Genomic DNA, 21,472 nt, shown 5'->3' on the forward strand with positions numbered 1-21,472 from the left:
GGCTCGCCATTAACGCCCATGGCCCCTTGGGATGAGTGGCTTTTAGTGTTGATTGGCTTCTTATCCACCACAATACAAATGCAAATCGATCTCATTAATATTTAATTAACGTTTAAGCCTGATGCCATCTTCTACATCTTTCGCCCGTCGCCATTCAGCACAGCGCTCCTTGCTCTTGCACGCAATTGCCATCGCCACCACCACTCTGGCCGGCACGCACGTTGCCCATGCGCAAGGCCGTGGCGCTGCACCGAACGCAGGCGCCACGCCCACGCTGGACGAGGTTCGGGTGACCGACTTTCGCGGCCAGCAGATGGACAGCCTGAAGTACACCCGTGACCTCAAGGACACGCCGCGCATCATCAGCGTGTTGCCCAGCGACCTGCTCGAAGAGCAGAACGTCACCTCCATCAAGGACGCGTTGCGCAACATCCCCGGTATCAGCCTGCAGGCCGGCGAAGGCAACCCACCCGGCGGCGATCAACTCAAGATCCGGGGCTTCAATGCGCGCGACGACCTCAATGTCAACGGTACGCGGGACCTGGGCAACTACTTTCGCGACCCGTTCTATATTGACCAGCTGGAGGTGGTGAAAGGGCCCAACTCTGCCTTCTCGGGCCGGGGCTCGGCTGGCGGCACCGTGAATTTCGTCACCAAGAAGCCCAGCCTGGAGGCGCTCAACCGCGCCGAAGTGAGTGTGGGCACCGACAATTACTTTCGCGCCACGGCCGACCTGAACCGACCGCTGAGCGACAACAGTGCAGTACGCATCAACCTGATGACCCACCGCTCCGACAAACCGGGCCGCGATGTGGCGGAGGAAAGCCGTTACGGCCTGTACGCCGCTTACACCTGGGGTTTTAACGGGCCAACCCAGATCACCGCCGACTTTCTGCACAGTCGGCAAGACGACCTCCCGGATGCAGGCTTGCCGCTGGACCGCACTAATGTTCTGGGCAAAGGGGGAGTGGTGCCGCAGGGGCTGAACTTCAACAACTTTTATGGCCACCTCGACGACTATAAGGACGTCATGGTTAACAATTTGGGGCTGACCGTGCGGCACCGCTTCAATTCTGGCCTGGTGCTGCGCAACCAGACGCGCCTGAGCCGTGTCGGCAACGATTCAATCACCTCGTCGCCGCGCATCGTCAATGCGACTACCGCACGCGGCGATACCAAGCCGCGCGACCAGACGGACGAGGGCCTCAACAACCAGACCGACCTGTTGTTCAGCTTCGCCACCGGGGGCGTGCAGCATGATGTGGTGACCGGCGTGGAACTGGCGCAGTACAGCTACTCCAACCGTCGCCGCCTTGATACAAAAGGCCCCAGCACCTCGCTCTACAACCCTGCCCAGCGCGTGATCGGTGCCTCTGCACCGGTGTACGACGGTTCGGTCTACCGCTTTGAGACGAAAGATGTCGGTCTGTACTTGCTTGACACGCTGACGCTCTCGCCGAAATGGGAATTGAGTTTGGGCGGCCGTTGGGACCGCGTCGATGCCAAAGCCATGCGGCGCGGCTTCACCGGTGCCAATGCCGTCGCCAACACCACGCACGACCGCCAGGACGAGGTGTTCAGCTACAGCGCGGGTCTGGTTTACAAGCTCAATCCGGCAACCTCTCTTTATGCCGCCTACGGCAGCGCTTTCAACATCTCCGGCTCCTTTGACCGCAACCAGGTTCAGCTCGCCGGTGGGGGCGCCACCGAGCCCATCGTGGGTGCCAGCTTTGACACCCCGCCCGAGAAGGTGCGATCTATCGAGCTCGGGGCCAAATGGGACATTGGCTCCAACCTGGACCTCAATGCGGCGCTGTTTCGCACTGAAACCTCCGCAGGCCGGTTTCCGGCGGCGGTCGCGGGTGACGTGACAATCCCCAACGTCAAATACCACATCAATGGCTTTGAGGTCCTGGCCGCCGGCAATGTAAGCAAACGCTGGAAGCTCTACAGCGGGTACACCTATCTCCAATCCCGGGTGACGTCATCGCCCACAAACGCCTTTGCGGTGGGCCAGCAACTTGGCGGAACGCCGAAGCACTCGTTCAACGTCTTCACCACGTACGACATTGGCGACCGTTGGACACTGGGCGGTGGCCTGCAGTACGTTGCAGACCAAACCAGCGGCGTGCAGCCATCAGCCACGGGCAATTTGAAGGCAAGCATTCCTGGCTATACCGTGGCCGACCTGTACGCCACATACAAATTCACGCCCCGCACGCAGCTCCGCTTGAACCTCTACAACGCGCTGGACAGGCGCTACATCCAGCAGCTGGCTGAAGGCGGCGGGCAGGGCATTCCGGGCAACGGACGCCAGCTGATTGCCACCTTGCGACACGATTTTTGAGCGTGTCCATGCTGCTCACGTTTGACAACCTGCTGACCCGCCAAGAGGTCGCCGCCGTGCACAGCCAGCTCGCCGGTGCGCCCTGGGCCAGCGGCCTGAGCGCCGGACCGCAAGCCCTGGCGGTCAAGCACAACTTGCAACTGCCCGAAGACTTTGGCGGTTTGATGGATTTGCGCCGAACGGTCATGCGCGCCCTCAATCGGTCAGAGATGCTGCTGTCGGCGGCGCTGCCGTACAAGGTGGTGCCGCCCAACTTCAACCGCTACACGACAGAGCACAGCCACTACGGCTGGCACACCGACAGCACGCTGCGCTACCTGCCCGACGGCAGCGTGCTGCGCACGGACATTTCGGCCACGTTGTTCCTCTGCGACCCTGCCAGCTACGAGGGCGGTGAGTTGTGTATCCAAAACGCCCAAGGCGATCAGTGCGTGAAGCTGGCTGCAGGCAGCCTGGTGATCTACCCATCGGGCGCAATCCACCAGGTCACACCCATCACACGCGGCGAGCGCGTGGCCTGCTACTTTTTCATGCAGAGCGTGGTCAAGGACACTGAATGCCGACGCCAGCTCCATGAGATGGACCTGGCCCTGATCGACCTGCGCCAGCGCTGTGGCGAGACCGACCCGGCACTGGTGCGCCTGACCGGGCTTTACAACAACCTGTTGCGGCGCTGGTCGGAGTGTTAAGCCGCTGACCGGCTGAGCCGGAACGGGATTGAAGCGACGATGCCGGAGCGCGGCGTCCACCTGGTGGGCCGCGTGCTGGTTCGCCCGTGTTTGTGGACGATTCCAGCCACTGGGCGCTTGCCTTTCGCAGCGGCAAGCGCCCCTTGCGATGTTTTTGGGCCGGGCCAACAGTGGCTGACGTTAAAAGCCCCTTGCCTGTTGGGTTTGCCAGGCGTAATTGTCAAACGCGTCCGACCAAATTTCCATACCGGTGCCGCACCGTTTCCATGCTGCCAATGCACACCGCCAGCCACACGCTGCCAGACGCAAAACCCGCCAGAACGTCGCTCGCATAGTGGACCTGAATAAAAACGCGGCTGCAGCCCACGGTGAAGGCAATGGCGCTGGCCACCACCACGATCAGCAGGCTGACCGCGCGGCTGGATTGCGCTCGGGGCCAGGTACGCAGCAACACATACGCCAGCATGCCGTACACCACCACCGCACCCGAGCTGTGGCCGCTGGGAAAGCTCCAGCCACTGGCCGTGTACAGCAGGTTGTCGTGAACGGGCCGGGTGCGCGCAAAAATGCTTTTGAGCGCGGTATTGAGCAATGCGTTGCCCGCGATCGCGACTATCCAGCCCAACGCCAGCCAGCGGCGCTGTCGACTAATGAGCAGGGCTGCGACGACAGCGGCCAGCAGGCTCAGCCAGGCGGTGTCGGCCAAGTGGGTGAAAGCGGCAAAAAACTGCAGCGCCGAAGCAGGCAAGCTGCGGCCCACAGCGACTGAAAGCAGGTTATCGAGTGCGCCCATGCGCTGCGCGTGGCCTGGTTCCAACAGCTGCTCGGCCAGCACGGCGAACAGCAACGCCCCGCCCACGACCACCCCAAAACCCAGGCCCAGCCGCATCAGCAGGTAGGCGCTGGGCGACAAGCGCATGTTGTCACGCGGCACCGCGTAGCGCTGGGCAAGGCCCCAAAGGGCTGCAACTGAAAGCATCAACGCCGGTAGCACCCCCAGGAACAGGGGCAGCGCATGGGCGCCTATGCTTTCGATGAGCGGGGTATAAGCGGCGGCGTTGAAGTTCATGATGGGGGGGGGCGTGAGGCGGTCGGGCCTTGGCAAGTCTAGCAAATCAGCCTGTCGGGCGGGCCGCCAGTGGGGTGTCAGGCCAAGTCACGATAATCGTCCCATGACATCTTCCCCTACTGACTTCGCGACCCTTTCCCTGCCGGCCCATGTGCTGGCCAACCTGACCCAGCTGGGCTACACCCAGATGACCCCGATCCAGGCCGCCGCCCTGCCAGTCGCCTTGCTGGGCAAGGACCTGATTGCCCAGGCAAAAACCGGCAGCGGCAAGACCGCCGCCTTCGGCATCGCGCTGCTGGCCAACCTGAACGCGCGCCGCTTTGCCATCCAGGCGATGGTGCTGTGCCCGACGCGCGAGCTGGCCGACCAGGTCACCACCGAAATCCGCCGCCTGGCGCGCGCCGAGGAAAACATCAAGGTCGTCACGCTGTGCGGCGGGGTTGCCCTGCGCAACCAGATCGCCAGCCTGGAGCATGGCGCGCACATCGTCGTCGGCACGCCGGGCCGCATCATGGACCACCTGGCGCGCGGCCATCTGAACCTTGAAGCCATGAACACGCTGGTGCTGGATGAAGCCGACCGCATGCTCGACATGGGTTTTTTCGACGACATCGCCACTGTCGCCAAACAGTGCCCGAAAGAGCGCCAGACGCTGCTGTTTTCGGCCACCTACCCGGAAGGCATCGCCAAGATCAGCCAGCAGTTCATGAAGAATCCGCAAACCATCACGGTGCAGGCGCAGCACGAAAAAAGCAAGATCCGCCAGCGCTGGTACCAGGTCGAAGACACCGACCACGACGAGGCGCGCCTGGACGCGGTGGCGCTGGTGCTAAACCACTATCGGCCCGTCAGCACGCTGGCGTTTTGCAACACCAAGTCGCAATGCCGGGCGCTGGTGCAACTGCTGAAGGACCGGGGCTTCATCGCGCTGGCGCTGTACGGTGAGCTGGAGCAACGCGAGCGTGACCAGGTGCTGGTGCAGTTTGCCAACCGCAGCTGCTCGGTGCTGGTGGCCACCGACGTGGCCGCGCGCGGGCTGGACATTTCGCAGCTGGAAATGGTCATCAACGTCGATGTGACGCCGGACAGCGAAATCCACATCCACCGCATCGGCCGCACCGGCCGCGCCGACGAGGAAGGCTGGGCCATCAGCCTGGCGACGATGGACGAAATGGGCTCTGTCGGCAAGATCGAGCTGCTGCAAAAAACCGAATCCGACTGGCACAAGATTGAAGAACTGACGCCGACCGCCAAAGAGCCGCTGCGCCCGCCAATGGCAACGCTGCAGATCGTCGGCGGCCGCAAGGAAAAAATCCGTGCCGGCGACGTGCTTGGCGCGCTGACCGGCGAGGCCGATGGCTTCACGGTGTTCACCCGCGAACAGATTGGCAAGATCAACGTCAACGAGTTCTCGACCTATGTGGCGGTGGACCGCCGCATTGCCGCCGACGCCCTGCACAAGCTGGCCATGGGCAAGGTCAAGGGGAAAAGCGTGCGCGTTCGGCTGATGGACGACGAGGCTTGAGCCAGGCGCTGAAGATTTTAATGATCAAATAAGCCATTTGCGCATGCTGTGCATGATTTTTTAGCTATTAATAAAGGAGCAATATGACGGCTGCTGAAAATCATGATTCCACCCTTTTTCCTGCGGCTGGCACAGGCGAGTCGTCCATTGGCGCGGCGCTGGTGATCGGCGCGGCTGGCGGCCTGGGCGCGGCGCTGGTGGCTAATCTTTCCGGCACGGCTGGCGGGCCGCAACCCTGTCCGGCGGTGCTGGCACTGAGCCGCAGCAGCCTTCCGGCCATCGACTATGGCGATGAAGCCAGTTTGAAAATGGCGGCGGACTGGGTGGCAGCGCAGTGTGCTTTGCAGCAAGTGGAGCTTCGCCTGCTGGTGGTCGCCAGCGGTTTTCTGCACGGCCCGCAGGGCCAGCCCGAACGCAGTTTCAGCCAGCTGGACGCCGGCTACCTGGCCCATGTGTTCCAGGTCAACACCATTGGCCCGGCGCTGGTGATGAAGCATTTTTTGCCATTGCTTCCCAAGCAGGGCCGATGCGTGGCGGCTTTTCTGTCGGCCAAGGTTGGCAGCATCAGCGACAACGCGCTGGGCGGCTGGTATGGCTACCGCGCATCGAAGGCGGCGCTGAACCAGCTGGTCAAGACCGCGTCGATTGAGATGACCCGCCGCAACCGCCAGTCGGTCTGCGTCGCGCTGCATCCGGGCACCGTCGATACCGCGCTGAGCCAACCGTTCGCCAAGACCGGCCTGAAGGTGCGGCCAGCGGAAGAAGCCGCCGGCGATCTGCTCAGCGTGCTGAACGGCGTGACGCCCGCCGAAACCGGCAACATGCTGGACTACCAGGGCCTGATGCTGCCGTTTTGACGGAAAATATAGGCTTTTAGTGCGTTTGCGCAAGGCGGATATGCAGAAGGTGCTATCAAAAGTCTAGCAAAATAAAAAAGTGCGCAGCAAGTTGACCTGCGCGCACTTTTTCGGAAATGGCAACCTCAAGCCTGTTTTTCCGCCAGTTGTGCAGCCGCCTTGCGGCGCTCGCGGAATGCCTGCAACTCGCCGACTACGCCCTTGCGGAAGGTCAACACGCACAGCACAAAGATCACGCCGATGATGACCGTGACCCATGAACCGACCTTGTCGGCCAGCAGGTTCTGCAACGAAATCACGATGCCCGCGCCCATCACCGGGCCAAAGAAGGTGCCCACGCCGCCGAGCAGCGACATCAGGATCACCTCGCCGGACATGGACCAGTGCACGTCGGACAGCGTGGCAAAGCCCATGACCAGCGTCTTGAGCGAGCCGGCCAGGCCGGCCAGTGCCGCAGACAAGGTAAAAGCCAGCAGCTTGTAGCGGTCCACCTGGTAGCCCAGTGAAATGGCGCGGGGCTCGTTTTCCCGGATCATCTTGAGCACCTGGCCGAACGGCGAGTTGACGATGCGCGTGATGAACAGGAAGCACAACACGAAAACAGCCACCACAAAGTAGTACATGGTGTTGTCTGGCCGCAGTGAAATCATGCCGAATAATTCGCCGCGCCGCACACCCTGCAGGCCATCTTCTCCGCCCGTGAACGGCGCCTGAAGGCAAACGAAATACACCATCTGGGCAATGGCCAGCGTGATCATGGCAAAGTAAATGCCCTGCCGGCGAATCGCCACCATGCCGACCACCAGCCCAATCAGCCCGGCGCCCACGGTGCCGGCCAGAATTGCTGTTTCAGGCGTCCAGTTCTGCGACTTGACGAACCAGCCCGTGATGTAGGCCGCCGAGCCGAAAAACGCCGCATGGCCGAACGACAGCAGGCCGGTAAAGCCCAGCAGCAGATTGAACGCGCAGGCAAACAGCGCAAAGCACAGCAGCTTCATGACAAACACCGGATACAGCCCGATAAACGGCGCGACCAGCAGAAACGCCAGGAGTGCAATATAGGTGATGCGGGTAATTTTTTTCGAAGTGTTCATTGCTTGTTTCCAAAATTCAGCGCATGCGGTGCGGCGGCTTGTATTCCCAAGTTCCGGCCGCAGGACCGGCTTTGCCGGACTGCAGGCGGGGGAGCCCCCTCGGGGGGTCGCGAACCACACGAAGTGGGGAGCGTGGGGGCCATGTTCACGCTTCTTTGCCAAACAAGCCGGCCGGGCGAACCATCAGTACCAGAACCATCACGACGAAGACCACAATGTTGGAGGCTTCGGGGTAGAAAACCCGTGTCATGCCTTCGATCAGGCCGAGTGCCAGGCCGGTGATGACCGAGCCCAAGATCGAGCCCATGCCGCCGATCACCACCACCGCAAACACCACGATGATGAGGTTCGAGCCCATCAGCGGGTTGACCTGGATGATCGGGGCGGCCAGCACACCGGCCAGTGCGGCCAGTGCTGCGCCTGCGCCATAGGTCAGCATGACCATCATCGGCACGTTGATGCCGAAGGTCTGCACCAGTGCAGAATTTTCAGTCCCGGCGCGCAGATAAGCACCCAGGCGCGTGCGCTCGATGATGAACCAGGTGCCCAGGCAGACCACCAGTGACACCAGCACCACCCAGGCCCGGTAGTTCGGCAGAAACATGAACCCCAAGTTGGTCGCGCCCGACAGCAACTCGGGAACCGGATACGACTGGCCCGATGCGCCATACAGTTCGCGAAAAACGCCTTCGACAACCAGCGCCAGGCCAAAGGTCAGCAACAAGCCATACAACGGGTCGAGCTTGTACAGGTGTTTCAGGAACAGCCGCTCGATCACCACGCCGAATGCACCCACCACCAGGGGTGCCAAAAACAAGGCAAACCAGTAGTTGATGCCGAATTTGTCGAGCATGATCCAGGCGGTAAACGCGCCCAGCATGTAAAGCGCGCCGTGCGCGAAATTGACCACGCCGAGCAGGCCGAAAATGACAGCCAGTCCCAGGCTGAGCATGGCATAAAACGCGCCGTTGACCAGGCCCAGCAGCAGCTGGCCCAGGAACGCTTGATGGGGAATGCCGAAAATTTCCATGGGTGACCGTCAGTTCATACCTTGCCAAATTTAAAAAAAGCGGCTGGTCGCTTCCTGCGACCAGCCGCCCCGTGCTTCAGCTTATTTTTTGATCAGTGCGCACTTGGACTCGGCCACCGTAGTGAAGGCTTGGTCGCCCGGAACCTTGGCCACCAGCTTGTAGTAGTCCCAGGGCACGCTCGATTCCTTCGAGGACTTGACCTGGTACAGGTACATGTCGTGGATCATCCGGCCGTCGGCGCGGATCTGGCCCTTGTTGTAGAAGTCGTCGATCTTCATGCCCTTGAGCGTCGCCATGACCTTGTCGGCATCGGTCGTCCCTGCGGCCTGGACGGCCTTGAGGTAAGTTGTCGTGACCGAATAGTCGGCTGCCTGCAGGCTGGAGGGCATGCGCTTGTACTTGTCAAAGAAACGCTTGGCAAAGGCACGCGATGCATCGTCCTGGTTCCAGTACCAGCTGTCGGCCAGCTGCAGTCCTTCGGTGTTGGCCAGGCCCAGGCTGTGGATGTCATTGATGAACGCAAGCAAGCCGACCACCTTCATGGACTTGGTGATGCCGAATTCCTTCGCGGCTTTCATGGCATTGGTGAAATCGCCGCCCGCATTGGCCAGCGCCAGAACCTGTGCCTTGGACGATTGGGCCTGCAGCAAGAAGGAGGAGAAGTCAGACGCATTGAGCGGGTGACGCACTGCGCCGGCGACGGTGCCTCCGTTGGCCTTGACCACGTTGGACGCGTCGCCTTCCAGCGAATAGCCAAAGGCATAGTCGGCTGTCAGGAAGAACCAGTTTTTGGCGCCGGACTTCACCAGGGCCGTGCCCGCCACCTTGGACAGAGCTACTGTATCGTAGGCGTAGTGCACCGTGTAGGGTGAGCAGGCTTCATTGGTCAAACGCGCCGAACCGGGGCCAATTGCCATGAAAGGACGTTTCTTTTCCTCGGCGATCTTGGCCATGGCAAGGGCCGTGCCGGAGTTGGTGCCGCCAATCAGCATCGACAGGCCGTCCTTGTCGATCCATTCGCGGGCCTTGGATGAGGCAACGTCGGCCTTGTTCTGGTGGTCGGCGGTCAGCACTTCAACCGGACGGTTCAGGACCTTGCCGCCGAAATCCTGCACTGCCCACTTGACCATCTCGGCACCGGCAGGGCCGTCAATGTCGGCATACAGGCCGGACATGTCGGTGATGAAACCGATCTTGACCGGACCGGTGTTCTGTGCCGAAGCAGCAGCGGCAAATCCGAGAGTCATTGAGAGGGCAAGTAGTTTGAGTTTCATTTTTTTGTCTCCTGGATACGTGGTTGATCGGGTTGAAAGGGTTGAAAACAGGCGGGCAGGCTTGTGGCCTACACGCCCAGGTATTCCTGGAGCATGCCCATGTTCTGGGCCAGTTCGGACTGGGCAAACTGTTTGACGATCTGGCCGTGCTCCATGACATAGAAACGGTCGGCAAGCGGCGCGGCAAAGCGGAAATTCTGCTCGACCAACACGATGGTGTAGCCCTTGGCCTTGAGCGCCAGGATCATTTCAGCGAGCTTTTGAACGATCACCGGTGCCAGGCCTTCAGAAATTTCATCGAGCAGCAGCAGCCGCGCGCCGGTGCGCAAGATGCGCGCCACCGCCAGCATTTGCTGCTCGCCGCCCGACAGACGGGTGCCGGGGCTGCTGGCGCGCTCCTTCAGGTTGGGGAACATGGCGTAGATATCGTCGATGCTCATGCCCCCCGGTGCAATCGTCGGCGGCAACATCAGGTTTTCCTCGGTCGAGAGGCTGGCAAAAATGCCGCGCTCCTCGGGGCAGTAGCCCACGCCGAGCCTGGCCACCTTGTGCGGTGCGAGTTTCAGGGCTTCCTCGCCGTTGATCTTGATCGAGCCCTTGCGCGCCCCGGTCAGGCCGACGATGGCGCGCAGCGTGGTCGTGCGGCCAGCGCCGTTGCGGCCGAGCAGGGTGACGACTTCGCCCTCGTTCACTGTCAGGTTGACGCCATGCAAAATGTGCGACTCGCCATACCAGGCGTTAAGGTCTTCGATGCGCAGGAATTCTTTGCCCATGGTCAGTGTGCTCCCTGCAGTTCGGTGTCTGCGCTGCCCATGTAGGCTTCGATGACCAGCGGGTTTTTGGCCACTTCGTCATACGGGCCGTCGGCAATGATGGCGCCGCGCTGCAGCACCGTGATGCGGTCGGCAATCGACGACACCACGTTCATGTTGTGCTCGACCATCAAGATGGTGCGGCCGGCCGAAACTTTCTTGATCAGTTGCGTGACCCGGTCCACGTCTTCGTGGCCCATGCCCTGCGTGGGTTCGTCCAGCAGCATCAGCTCGGGCTCCAGCGCCAGTGTGGTTGCCAGTTCCAGCGCACGCTTGCGGCCATACGGCAGGCTGACGGTAAGCTCGTTGGCAAAGTCGCTCAAATCGACTTCAGCCAGGAGTTCCAGGGCTCGATCGTGCAGGTGGAACAACGTGCTTTCGGCTTTCCAGAAATGAAACGAAGTGCCCTCGTTGCGTTGCAGCGCAGCGCGCACGTTTTCCAGTACCGTCATGTGCGGGAACACAGCGGAAATCTGGAATGAACGGACGATGCCGCGCCGTGCGGTTTGTGCCGGCTTTTCAAAAGTGATGTCCGTGCCGTTGAAGGTGATGCTGCCGCGCGTGGGCGTCAGGAACTTGGTCAGCAAGTTGAAGAAGGTCGTCTTGCCGGCGCCATTGGGGCCAATGAGCGCATGAATGTGCCCGCGTTGAACTTTCAGGTCCACGTTGTTGACGGCAATGAATCCCTTGAATTCCTTGGTCAGGCTGCGCGTTTCAAGAATGAAATCCACTGGCAAATTGGCTCTCCGGCAGGTTGAATTGACTTCACGTTACGTCTTGAAAAAAGTCAGTTTGGTTTCGTGAAACACAGGCCTTGATCTTAGCCAGACACCACTGGTGAAAATACCGGGTTAGACCCTTAAGTAGTTTTTCGTAATGAAAAGTTAACGCCTGATGCCTTTTCCGGATGCGTCCACTGGATTGAAAGCAAAGCCTTGAATTCAGCAGATTGTTCGCCACAAAGCTTCAATGGTCATGGCCAACAGTCTGTGCCAGGCGCCGGCTTTAATGGTGGCTGAACAGCCATGGCAACCAGCCAATTGGGTGACATTTTTGAGTGAAAAGTGCAATTTCCGCATGACTGATAAGCATGGACTGCTATTAAAAAAAATTTACGGTCTTTCCGGATGGCTCTGCTGCACTGTGCGACCATGGCGACCATGCAAAACTTCTGGCCTTCCAGCGGCTTCACCCCGCTTCAGCGCAACCCTCGTGGCTGGCTGCTGCCGACCGACGACTACCTGCGGCTTTTCCTGGGCCGTCCTGAATTGGCGCTGATGCCGGAATCCTGCCCGGCCGAACGCGCTTTGCATGCGGCCCTGCTGGCATTGCCGTCGGGGCTGGTCACGCCTGCCGATCTGGAAAAGGTAGAAGACTCCGATGTCCGCGCCAGTTACCAGTTCTTCCTGCGCTTTCGCGATGGCCTGCTGGCCGCCGGCACGCTGGAAGCTTATTACCTGAGCCTGTTCGCGCGCGACGGAACAGGGGTCATCACCATTCCACCGCTGTTCATCGATTTGCTGGCGCAGGCCATCACCCACAACCTGCTGCATGAATCAAACGATGCCTACGAAGTGCGCGCTGGTGAAATGCTGTTTCGCCCCCAGCGCATCAGCACGCAGGACGGCCAGGTACTAAGCGGTGACCGCGACGTGATTGACATGTTCAGCGAAACCGGGGGGCTGGGTGACTTCGGACGCTTTCTGGCGGAGGCCAAGGCGCCTCTGGCAACCATCAGCCTGAAGGTGCTAGGCGAGGACAATGCGCCGGATTACTGGACGCAGGCCGACCGCCATGCCTTTTTGCTCGACCTCACGCATGAAGTCACGACGGACCTGAGCCATGGCCTGGTGCTGAAAATGACCCGGGCGCGCTCTGGCCTTAAGGCATTGGCCAGTGTGCTGCAAAAATGGGTTCGCCATTTCCTGGGCGTCGGCGTCACCATCCGGCCGCTACAAAAGATCGATGACGATGCCTGGCGCTGGCATCTGGGGCTGGACACTGAAGCAACGGCGCTGCTCAACGACCTGTATGAAGGCCGGGACGTGGCAGCCCAAAGGCTGAATCGGCTGGTCAGCCTGTTTCGCCTTGATTTTGTAGACCCGCAGGAGATGCGCACCGACGTGGCGGGCAAGCCGGTCTATCTGGGGCTGATGATGAATGCAGAGGGCGTGCTTCGGGTCAAGCCGCAAAACCTGCTGGTGAACCTGCCATTGCGTTCCTGGCTGCAATGAAGGCATGTGCGCCAGTTGTAACGCGCCTTGTGCCCTCAGCTTGGGCCTTGCCGGCAAGCCTTCTGAGACCGGACCAGCCATCTCAATGCGATGCGGGACGGCTGTTGAGTTCTGTATGCGCCGGCTTGTCATCAGAAACCGACGCGTCACCGTCGGCCTGCTCCTGCAAATCCTTTACCGATGGCGACGTTTCCTTCATGCAACTGGCCACCCCGAAACACTGTTGATGAACGCTGGCAATATTAGAAAAAAAACGCGACAGGCAAAAATGCTGCCTATACAGCGCACGGCCGTTTCTTGCCAGGGTTTGCTTCAGACCCGGCGTTTTTAAAACCTTCTGCATGCCGGCGGCTATGCTTGCGGGACTGGCTACTGTCACGAATACAGCGTTGATGCCATCGGTCAGCAAGGATGGAATCTCGCCTACCGCCGTCGTGACGACAGCCACGCCATGGGCAATAGCTTCCAGGATGGCCAGTGGCAGCACTTCGTCGTGCGAAGGCAATACCAGCAAGTCGGAATTCGCTAAAAGACGGCTGACCTTGCGCTGGTCGCACCAACCTTCAAACCGCACCAGATCACTGACGCCCAGCGCGCGCGCCTTGGCAAGGTAAGCGGCCACATTGCCGCCCCCCGCAATTGTGACGATCAAGCCGGATGTGTCGAGCGCCGGATGCGCCAGCGCCTGCAGCAGGTCCAGCAATCCTTTGCGATCCGACAGGTTGGCCAGGAAGAGAACGCGATGCAGCGGGCTGCCAGGCACCGCTTGCGGCACGCTGTCGGGCTCCGGCACGCCATTGATGATGGTCTGCACCCTGTCAGCCGGCACATGCAGAACATCGATGACAAAGGCCTTGGCGCCAGGACCGATCACGAGCACACCTTGCGGCAAGGAAAAAACCCAGCGTGTCAGCCAGCGAAGCACCGCTGGCAACCTGTCATAAAACCCATTCATCTGCGCATGCAGGTGCAGCACTGTTGGCACGCCCATCACTGCGCATGCCACGATCAAGGTGCCTTTGCGGAACAGGCTCATGCGGGTGGCCACGTTGACATGCACGCCTGCCAGGCGGCCCTGCAGCCGGCCTGCTGCAATCCTCATAATGGCTATCAGCAGGACCCAAAGAGAATATTGAGGGCCACTCGAACCGCGTGTGTCCAGTGCGCGCAGACGCGCCGATCCATTGGGCAAGTGCTCGGCCTGGCACTGGATCAGGTAGTCGGCCACCTTGTACATGCCGCCTCCACCGGGCGACCAGGGGCAGGCGATATAAATATAGCTTGCGTCGACTTGAGGTGTTAGTGTTGCCCTTGATTGCTGGCGTTTCGAATGGTGAGAATCCTTCATTTATTTTGGACAAGAGTGATGCAAATTGGCAGACAGTGTTGCGCAATAATGCACTAGCAACATATACGTATTTGCTAATTTTTATTCTGTTACAGGTAAAACATTTTGGAAGCCGCAAGGAGGTCAATTTGAATACTTCAAGGCGAACATGCTGAAGCAACTAATGAAACAAGGGTTGAAAGCAGTGGATGACATTGCAATAGCAGTCGACCGTGGCGCCGTTGCCCCGAATGCCCTGGTCAACGTTCTGTTTCACTCGCTGTACGAGAGCCGGGCACAGCTTGCCAGCCGCGACCTGGCACCGAACCAGCACGTGACTGTGGCGGACTTTCGTGGGTTTGTCGAAGAGATGCTTGAAAATGATTACACCGTCGTGTCGCCTGCCCAGATCGATGCCGGGCTTTTGCCGGGCCGGCGCTACCTCACGATCACGTTTGACGACGGTTACTTCAATAATATGCTGGCGCTCGATGTGCTGAACCAGTTCCGTGTTCCCGCGACTTTTTTTGTGTCCACTGACCATGTGCAACAGAACAAGGCCTTCTGGTGGGATGCCTTCAGCCGCGAGTTGACGCGCAGCGGCCTCAGTCCGGACCGGCAGAAGTCCGAGATAGAGCAACTCAAGATGCTGACCCCTGAAAAGATTGATGCCTGTCTTGTCGAGCGTTTCGGCCCGGCGGTGCTCAAGCCCAAAGGCGACATTGATCGCCCGTTCACGCCGCGTGAGCTGGGGCAGTTCGCGCTCAATCCCTGGGTCCATGTGGGTAACCACACGCGCGACCATGCCATCCTTACGAACTGTACGCCTGCCGAAATGGTTGACCAGATCACGGCGTGCCAGAACGCACTGGCCGACCTGGTGGGCTATCGACCTGTTGCCATTGCATATCCCAACGGCAACAACTCTTCTGTTGCCGTCGATGTGGCCGTGGCGGCAGGGCTGCGCGTGGGGTTCACAGTGGCGCCGCGCCCCCCCCGAGTGCCGCTGGACAGCGATTCCCGCATGCTGCTCGGGCGATTCTTTTTCCAGGGCGGGCAGGACATCCGTCGGCAATGTCGCCTGTTTGGCGCCCGATTTGTTCCCAGTCATATGCTTAAGACGATGATGCAGTCGGCATGAAGCGCGAGAGACTGCGCCTGGCGCCGCCGTTGCTGCTGGCATCAAGGTGGTCTTTGGCGAATTGACCAGGTAAATACAGGTGCCAGCGCACAGTGGCTTAAAATCAGCCGTTCAGCCCATTTTTAACCCGGAGTCTTCCATGTCCAAGAAAATCAGAGTCGAGGCCGACATCTGCGCAGCCAAGCCTGTGCCGCCAAAAGGCTACACCATCACCACTGGCAACGGCCAGAAATGCAGCCTTGAGCGCGGTGCCCACACCCGCAGCAAAAAGAACCCAGGCAAGCGTCCCCACCAGGGTTAAGCCAAGGGACTGGCCCGGGCATCTTATTGCTCGGCCAAAAAGAAACCCGGACTACCGAGGCGCGATCCGCTGCGGTTGTCCGGGTTTTTTTTTCAGCGCCGGATTCGAGGCCGGCGCTGGGGAAGATCACATATTGCGACGGTACTGGCCGCCGACTTCGAACAGCGAATTGGTGATCTGCCCGAGCGAGCAGACGCGCACCGCGTCCATCAGCACGTCAAACACGTTACTGTTCTCGATCACCGCCTGCTGCAGGCGCTTGAGCTGTGCCGGTGCTTCATGGGCGTGGCGGGTGTGGAAGTCTTCCAGGCGCTTGAGCTGGCTTTGTTTTTCCTCGTCGGTCGAGCGGGCAAGTTCGAGCTTGTCATGCACCGCGTCGCCATGCGGGTTGCGAAAGGTGTTGACGCCAATGATCGGCAGCTCGCCGGTGTGCTTGAGCATCTCGTAGTGCATGGACTCGTCCTGGATGCGGCCACGCTGGTAGCCTGTTTCCATGGCGCCCAGCACGCCGCCCCGGTCGGCGATGTTCTGGAACTCGGTCAGCACAGCTTCTTCCACCAGTTCGGTGAGTTCTTCGATGATGAAGGCACCCTGGCTCGGGTTTTCGTTCTTCGCCAGGCCCCATTCGCGGTTGATGATGAGCTGGATCGCCATCGCGCGGCGCACAGAGTCTTCGGTCGGCGTGGTGATGGCTTCGTCAAACGCGTTGGTGTGCAGCGAATTGCAGTTGTCGTAAATCGCAATCAGCGCCTGCAGCGTGGTGCGAATGTCGTTGAACTGGATTTCCTGCGCGTGCAGGCTGCGACCCGATGTCTGGATGTGGTATTTCAGTTTCTGGCTGCGTTCGTTCGCGCCGTATTTTTCCTTCATCGCCACGGCCCAGATGCGGCGCGCCACGCGTCCCATCACCGTGTATTCGGGGTCCATGCCGTTGCTGAAGAAGAATGACAGGTTGGGCGCGAAGTCGTCGATGTGCATGCCGCGCGCCAGGTAGGCTTCGACAAACGTGAAGCCGTTGCTCAGCGTAAAGGCCAGCTGGCTGATCGGGTTGGCACCGGCTTCCGCGATGTGGTAGCCGCTGATCGACACGCTGTAGAAGTTGCGCACGTTGTGGTGCACAAAGTATTCGGCGATGTCGCCCATCACCTTCAAACTGAACTCGGTGCTGAAAATGCAGGTATTCTGGCCCTGGTCTTCCTTCAGGATATCGGCCTGCACCGTGCCGCGCACGTTGGCTTGCACCCATTCGCGGATCTTGGCGATTTCGGTGTCGGTCGGGTCGCGGCCGTTGTCGGTCTTGAACTTGTCGATGTTCTGGTCAATGGCAGTGTTCATGAACATCGCCAGAATGCTGGGCGCCGGGCCGTTGATGGTCATCGACACGCTGGTGGTCGGGCTGCACAGGTCAAACCCGCCGTACAGCACCTTCATGTCGTCCAGCGTAGCGATGGACACCCCCGAGTTGCCGACCTTGCCGTAGATGTCGGGACGCGGGTCCGGGTCGTTGCCGTAGAGGGTGACCGAGTCAAACGCGGTGGACAGTCGTTTGGCGGCCATGCCGTCGCTCAGCAGCTTGAAGCGCGTGTTGGTCCGGAACGGGTCGCCTTCGCCCGCGAACATACGGGTCGGGTCTTCGCCCTCGCGCTTGAAGGCAAAAGTGCCGGCGGTGTAAGGGTAGCTGCCGGGCACGTTGTCCAGAATCAGCCATTTCAGAATCTCGCCATGGTCTTCGTAGGTCGGCAAGCAGACCTTGCGGATGGTGGTGCCGCTCAGTGACTTGCTGGTCAATTGCGTGCGGATTTCCTTGTCGCGAATTTTGACGACATATTCGTCGCCTGCATAGGCTTTCTGCATTTCAGGCCATTGGGCCAGCAGCTTTTTGGCGCTGGGCTCTTGAATCTGCTCGCGCTCCACGGCGAGGCTGATCACCGCTTCCACGGCATTCGTCTTGTCTGATTTGCTGGCGCTGAGCATGCCGGAGGTGGCACGCAGCTGCTGGATTTGCCGGGCCAGCGCGGCCTGCTCCTTGCCACGCTTTTTGTAGCCACGCACTGTGTCGGTGATCTCGGCCAGGTAGCGGGTGCGGGCGGCAGGAACCACTGGCGTCTGGTTGGTGCTGTGGCGCACATTGACCAGCGGCAACGCGCCATCGGTCAGGTTCAGACCCAGTGCGCTGAGCCGGATTTTGAGCGCCTGGTAGAGCGCTGTCACACCATCGTCGTTGAAGCGTGCGGCCATGGTGCCGAACACCGGCATCTGGTCGGCCGGCGTGGTCCAGGCTTCCTTGTTGCGTTGCACCTGCTTGGCCACGTCGCGCAGGGCGTCGAGCGCGCCCTTGCGGTCGAATTTGTTGATGGCCACGAACTCGGCAAAGTCGAGCATGTCGATTTTTTCCAGCTGGCTGGCCGCGCCGAACTCGGGCGTCATCACATACATCGGCACATCGACATGCGGCACGATGGCCGCGTCGCCCTGGCCGATGCCGGAGGTTTCCACAATGATCAGGTCAAAGCCGGCGGCCTTGCAGGCGGCAATCACGTCAGGCAACGCCTTGCTGATTTCAGAGCCGAAGTCGCGCGTGGCGAGCGAGCGCATGAACACGCGTTGACCCTGGCTCCAGGGGTTGATGGCGTTCATGCGGATGCGGTCGCCGAGCAACGCACCACCGCTTTTGCGCCGCGACGGGTCGATGCTGATCAGCGCCACGCGCAACTCGTCGCCCTGGTCGAGTCGCAGGCGGCGAATCAGCTCGTCGGTCAGACTGGATTTGCCTGCGCCGCCGGTGCCGGTAATGCCCAGAACCGGTATTTTTTTAGTAGCGGCTTGCGCCCGTACAGCTTGCACAAGCGTCTCATCTGCCTTGTTTTCTTCAAGTGCGGTGATGAGCTGGGCCAGCGCGCGCCAAGCCATCTCGTTGTGGCCTTCTATGGCTTCAACGTGGCTGGGCGCGTAGCCGCTGATGTCCTTGTCGCAACGCATCACCATTTCGCCAATCATGCCGGCCAAACCCATGCGCTGGCCGTCCTCGGGGCTGAAGATGCGCGCCACGCCATAAGCCTGGAGTTCGCGGATTTCCGGCCCGACGATGACGCCGCCGCCGCCGCCAAACACCTGGATGTGCTCGCCGCCCCGGCTTTTCAGCAAGTCCACCATGTACTTGAAATACTCGACATGTCCGCCTTGATAGGAACTGATGGCGATGCCCTGCGCGTCTTCCTGCAGTGCCGCCGTCACAACTTCGTCAACGCTGCGGTTGTGGCCCAGGTGAACCACCTCGGCGCCCATGCCCTGCAGAATGCGCCGCATGATGTTGATCGCCGCGTCATGGCCGTCGAACAGGCTGGCAGCGGTGATAAAGCGCACTTTGTTGGTGGGGCGGTAGCTGGCAAGGGCCTTGTAGTCGGCGGACAGGTCGGTCATGGAAATTGTTTCCTGTAGGGTTGCGCGCACTGGGATATGCTGGAACGCTATGTTATTACGTTTACGTAAACGTCAATCAAAAAAACATGCAAATCCTTTTAGGCTCTTGGTGCGCATCTTCAAGCTTGCTCCTGCAGGGTCTGGTCTGCCTGAAGCTTTTTCAGCGGCAGCATGTGGTCTATTGCATATTTCACCAGTTCGGCCTGGCCGGTGATGCGCAGCTTGCGGCGCAAGTTGAGCCGATGGGTTTCCACCGTGCGCACCGACATGCCGAGCTCCCGGGCAATTTGCTTGTTGGAGTAGCCGCAGGCCAGCCATGCCAGCGTAGCCGACTCCTTGGGCGTCAGGGGGCTGCCGGCGCCGCTGGGGACTGGAAAGCCTTCCAGGTAATGCTGAAGTTCAGGGCTGAAAAAGGTTTCACCCGCATGCACCGCGCGAATCGCATTGACCAGTTCCAGGGCAGGGGCGTCCTTGAGCACGTAGCCTTTTGCACCGGACTCCACGGCGCGTTTGACGTACTCGACGCTGTTGTGCATCGACAGCACCAGCACATCGATGCCAGGAAAATGCAGTTGAAACAGCGCCGCCAGCTCAATGCCACTGGCGCCGCGCATGCTGATGTCGGTGAGTACGATGTGCGGCGCATCGTCCTCGCCCAGCTCGGCAGCCAGCTCCATGGCCTCATCAACGCTGCCGGCTTCACCGACCACCCGGATATCGTCCGTGGCCTCCAGCCGCATGCGCACACCGTCGCGCACAAAAGGGTGGTCATCGACCAGAATGAGGCGGATTTTGTTCGTCATAGTACCTTGCTGTTTATCGATCAGCGCTTGCCGTGTCCAGCCACGCCTGGACTTCGGTGCCATCGTCATCGGCATAGATTTTCAGCGCGCCGCCCAGGCCTTCCATGCGTTCGCGCATGTTGCGCAGGCCTATGCCGCTGCGCTGGTCGGTTTGTATCTCCCGCAGATTGAATCCCTTGCCGTCATCCTTGATCGACAGGCTGATCTGGTGGCGATGGTAGACCAGCTTGACGCGCACATTGGCAGCGCCCGAATGCAGCTTGGCATTGGTGAGGGCTTCCTGCGAAATACGAAACAGCGAGGTGCTTTGGTTCATTGGTATGGCGCACGGCTTGCCGTGGGTTGAAAACACGATCTTCATGCTGCATTGCTCCTGCACTTCGTTGGCCAGCACCTCGATAGCCGGGCCCAACCCGAAGTCGTCGAGCAGTGCGGGGCGCAGGCCGTGGGAGATGCGGCGTACTTCGAGAAGTGCCTCGCTTAGCCGCTCCAGGCCACGTTTGAGCGGTCCCATGATCTGCAGATCGGCCAGCGTGCCTTTCGCTGCTGCCCCGGACCGCGCCACATTGCTGACATCGATGTCTTCGCTTGCCTGGTTTGCCGCCGTCAGCCGGTTTTCCAGCTGAAGCTGCGCGGTTTCCAGGAAAAATTTTGACGACACCAGTACCTGGACAATGCCGTCGTGCAATTCTCTGGCCACCCGCAAGCGTTCTTCTTCCTGCGATTGCACCACCCGCTGCGCCAGGTAGCGCAGCTTGGCCCCCGATTCCTTGTTGTCGCTGATATTGAGCGCCAGTCCGGCCATACCCATCAAGATGATGGAAATAACAGCAATTGCGTACATGCGGATTTCGGTTTCACGGATGTTGGCCTGTGCCTGCGCGTCTATGCCTTGCAAGGCCTGCTCGATGTCGTCAAGGTAAAGGCCGGTACCCAGCATCCAGTCCCAGGATTGCACCGGCTCCACGTAGCCGAGCTTGAAGGCCACCTGCTTCGATGATGGTTTTTCCCAGTAATAGCGCACGATGCCGCCGCCATTGCGGGTTGATTCGAGCAGCTTTTGAATCGGGAAGTCGCCGAAAGGATCCTTCATGCTCCACAAGTTCTGGCCCACCAGTTCGGGTTGGCGCGGATGCATCACGTTCTTGCCATTCATGTCATAGACAAAGAAGTAACCGTCTTTTCCATACTCCAGCCGGCTCAGGATGGCGATCGCCTCTGCCTGGCTTAGAGGGTTGGCAGCGTCCTTCAGCAGCGGCGCTATCGCACTTTGGGCCAGCTTGACATTGGCGCGCAGCTCGGCCTCGCGGCTGGCCAGATAGGTCGATTCAACCAGATCGCGTTCCTGCTTTGCCAGCTTGACCGTCTGGTTGTGCACCGTCAGGATCACCGAGCCCAGAGCAATGCTCATGGGCACGATCGACAGCAAAAATATCTTGAGCCGAAGCTGCATGCAAGTGTCCACAAAATACGCCACTGCCTGCGCACCGCAGCGGCTAAATCCACAAGCCCTGACTTTGTCCGGCGTTGGCCGTCATGGCCAGGCGC

Annotated in this window: 17 protein-coding genes; 7 read left to right on the top strand and 10 right to left on the bottom strand. The window is 60.2% G+C overall.

Going from position 1 to position 21,472, the window contains the following annotated elements; genetic code table 11:
• Positions 1–169: 169 nt before the first annotated feature.
• Together IWX87_RS02465 and IWX87_RS02470 are read left to right on the top strand one after the other, a co-directional pair.
• Positions 170–2,347, top strand: a complete 2,178-nt coding sequence (locus IWX87_RS02465; RefSeq protein ID WP_231376511.1) for a TonB-dependent siderophore receptor — start codon at positions 170–172, stop codon at positions 2,345–2,347.
• A gap of 8 nt (positions 2,348–2,355) precedes the next feature.
• Complete coding sequence (locus IWX87_RS02470) at positions 2,356–3,036, top strand: Fe2+-dependent dioxygenase (protein WP_196861934.1); 681 nt, start codon at positions 2,356–2,358, stop codon at positions 3,034–3,036.
• A gap of 220 nt (positions 3,037–3,256) precedes the next feature.
• Here the strand turns inward: IWX87_RS02470 and IWX87_RS02475 are convergent, their stop codons facing one another.
• Positions 3,257–4,105: a phosphatase PAP2 family protein gene (locus tag IWX87_RS02475; protein ID WP_196861935.1), complete on the bottom strand. Its 849-nt coding sequence runs from the start codon at positions 4,103–4,105 to the stop codon at positions 3,257–3,259.
• A gap of 103 nt (positions 4,106–4,208) precedes the next feature.
• Here IWX87_RS02475 and dbpA point away from each other — a divergent pair, with 103 nt between their 5' ends.
• The gene (gene dbpA, locus IWX87_RS02480) at positions 4,209–5,630 is read left to right on the top strand and encodes an ATP-dependent RNA helicase DbpA (RefSeq protein WP_196861936.1); all 1,422 of its coding nucleotides are present in this window, start codon (positions 4,209–4,211) and stop codon (positions 5,628–5,630) included.
• A gap of 83 nt (positions 5,631–5,713) precedes the next feature.
• Entirely contained in the window at positions 5,714–6,487 is a 774-nt protein-coding gene (locus IWX87_RS02485) for an SDR family NAD(P)-dependent oxidoreductase (protein ID WP_196861937.1), read from the top strand.
• A 125-nt stretch (positions 6,488–6,612) separates the two neighbouring features.
• Here IWX87_RS02485 and IWX87_RS02490 read toward each other — a convergent pair whose 3' ends face one another.
• The 5 genes from IWX87_RS02490 to IWX87_RS02510 form a co-directional block, all read right to left on the bottom strand.
• A complete protein-coding gene (locus IWX87_RS02490; RefSeq protein WP_196861938.1) occupies positions 6,613–7,581 on the bottom strand; it encodes a branched-chain amino acid ABC transporter permease in 969 nt (322 codons plus the stop codon).
• Between the two features lie 145 nt (positions 7,582–7,726).
• Positions 7,727–8,611: a branched-chain amino acid ABC transporter permease gene (locus tag IWX87_RS02495; RefSeq protein ID WP_196861939.1), complete on the bottom strand. Its 885-nt coding sequence runs from the start codon at positions 8,609–8,611 to the stop codon at positions 7,727–7,729.
• An 81-nt stretch (positions 8,612–8,692) separates the two neighbouring features.
• Complete coding sequence (locus tag IWX87_RS02500; RefSeq protein WP_196861940.1) at positions 8,693–9,886, bottom strand: ABC transporter substrate-binding protein; 1,194 nt, start codon at positions 9,884–9,886, stop codon at positions 8,693–8,695.
• 68 nt (positions 9,887–9,954) lie between these two features.
• Entirely contained in the window at positions 9,955–10,659 is a 705-nt protein-coding gene (locus IWX87_RS02505; RefSeq protein WP_196861941.1) for an ABC transporter ATP-binding protein, read from the bottom strand.
• A gap of 2 nt (positions 10,660–10,661) precedes the next feature.
• Positions 10,662–11,435: an ABC transporter ATP-binding protein gene (locus tag IWX87_RS02510; protein WP_196861942.1), complete on the bottom strand. Its 774-nt coding sequence runs from the start codon at positions 11,433–11,435 to the stop codon at positions 10,662–10,664.
• Between the two features lie 423 nt (positions 11,436–11,858).
• On the opposite strand from IWX87_RS02510, the gene IWX87_RS02515 reads away from it, so the two are divergent.
• Positions 11,859–12,932, top strand: coding sequence for a DUF6352 family protein (locus IWX87_RS02515; protein WP_196861943.1), 1,074 nt, complete (start codon positions 11,859–11,861; stop codon positions 12,930–12,932).
• 82 nt (positions 12,933–13,014) lie between these two features.
• On the opposite strand, the gene IWX87_RS02520 is transcribed toward IWX87_RS02515, so the two are convergent.
• Positions 13,015–14,169: a glycosyltransferase family 4 protein gene (locus IWX87_RS02520; RefSeq protein ID WP_231374555.1), complete on the bottom strand. Its 1,155-nt coding sequence runs from the start codon at positions 14,167–14,169 to the stop codon at positions 13,015–13,017.
• A 295-nt stretch (positions 14,170–14,464) separates the two neighbouring features.
• Here IWX87_RS02520 and IWX87_RS02525 point away from each other — a divergent pair, with 295 nt between their 5' ends.
• Both IWX87_RS02525 and IWX87_RS02530 read left to right on the top strand, forming a co-directional pair.
• On the top strand, positions 14,465–15,400 hold the full coding sequence (locus tag IWX87_RS02525) for a polysaccharide deacetylase family protein (protein ID WP_280757832.1): 936 nt from the start codon (positions 14,465–14,467) through the stop codon (positions 15,398–15,400).
• Between the two features lie 139 nt (positions 15,401–15,539).
• Positions 15,540–15,701, top strand: coding sequence for a hypothetical protein (locus IWX87_RS02530; protein ID WP_196861946.1), 162 nt, complete (start codon positions 15,540–15,542; stop codon positions 15,699–15,701).
• 126 nt (positions 15,702–15,827) lie between these two features.
• On the opposite strand, the gene icmF is transcribed toward IWX87_RS02530, so the two are convergent.
• From icmF to IWX87_RS02545, 3 genes are all read right to left on the bottom strand, one after another.
• The gene (icmF, locus tag IWX87_RS02535) at positions 15,828–19,121 is read right to left on the bottom strand and encodes a fused isobutyryl-CoA mutase/GTPase IcmF (RefSeq protein ID WP_196861947.1); all 3,294 of its coding nucleotides are present in this window, start codon (positions 19,119–19,121) and stop codon (positions 15,828–15,830) included.
• A gap of 119 nt (positions 19,122–19,240) precedes the next feature.
• A complete protein-coding gene (locus tag IWX87_RS02540) occupies positions 19,241–19,924 on the bottom strand; it encodes a response regulator transcription factor (protein WP_196861948.1) in 684 nt (227 codons plus the stop codon).
• Between the two features lie 13 nt (positions 19,925–19,937).
• Positions 19,938–21,377 (bottom strand): cache domain-containing protein, encoded by a 1,440-nt coding sequence (locus IWX87_RS02545; RefSeq protein WP_196861949.1) that lies wholly within the window; start codon positions 21,375–21,377, stop codon positions 19,938–19,940.
• Between the last annotated feature and the right edge of the window lie 95 nt (positions 21,378–21,472).

It is taken from the genome of Polaromonas sp. CG_9.7 (assembly GCF_015752205.1).
GTDB lineage: Bacteria > Pseudomonadota > Gammaproteobacteria > Burkholderiales > Burkholderiaceae_C > Polaromonas.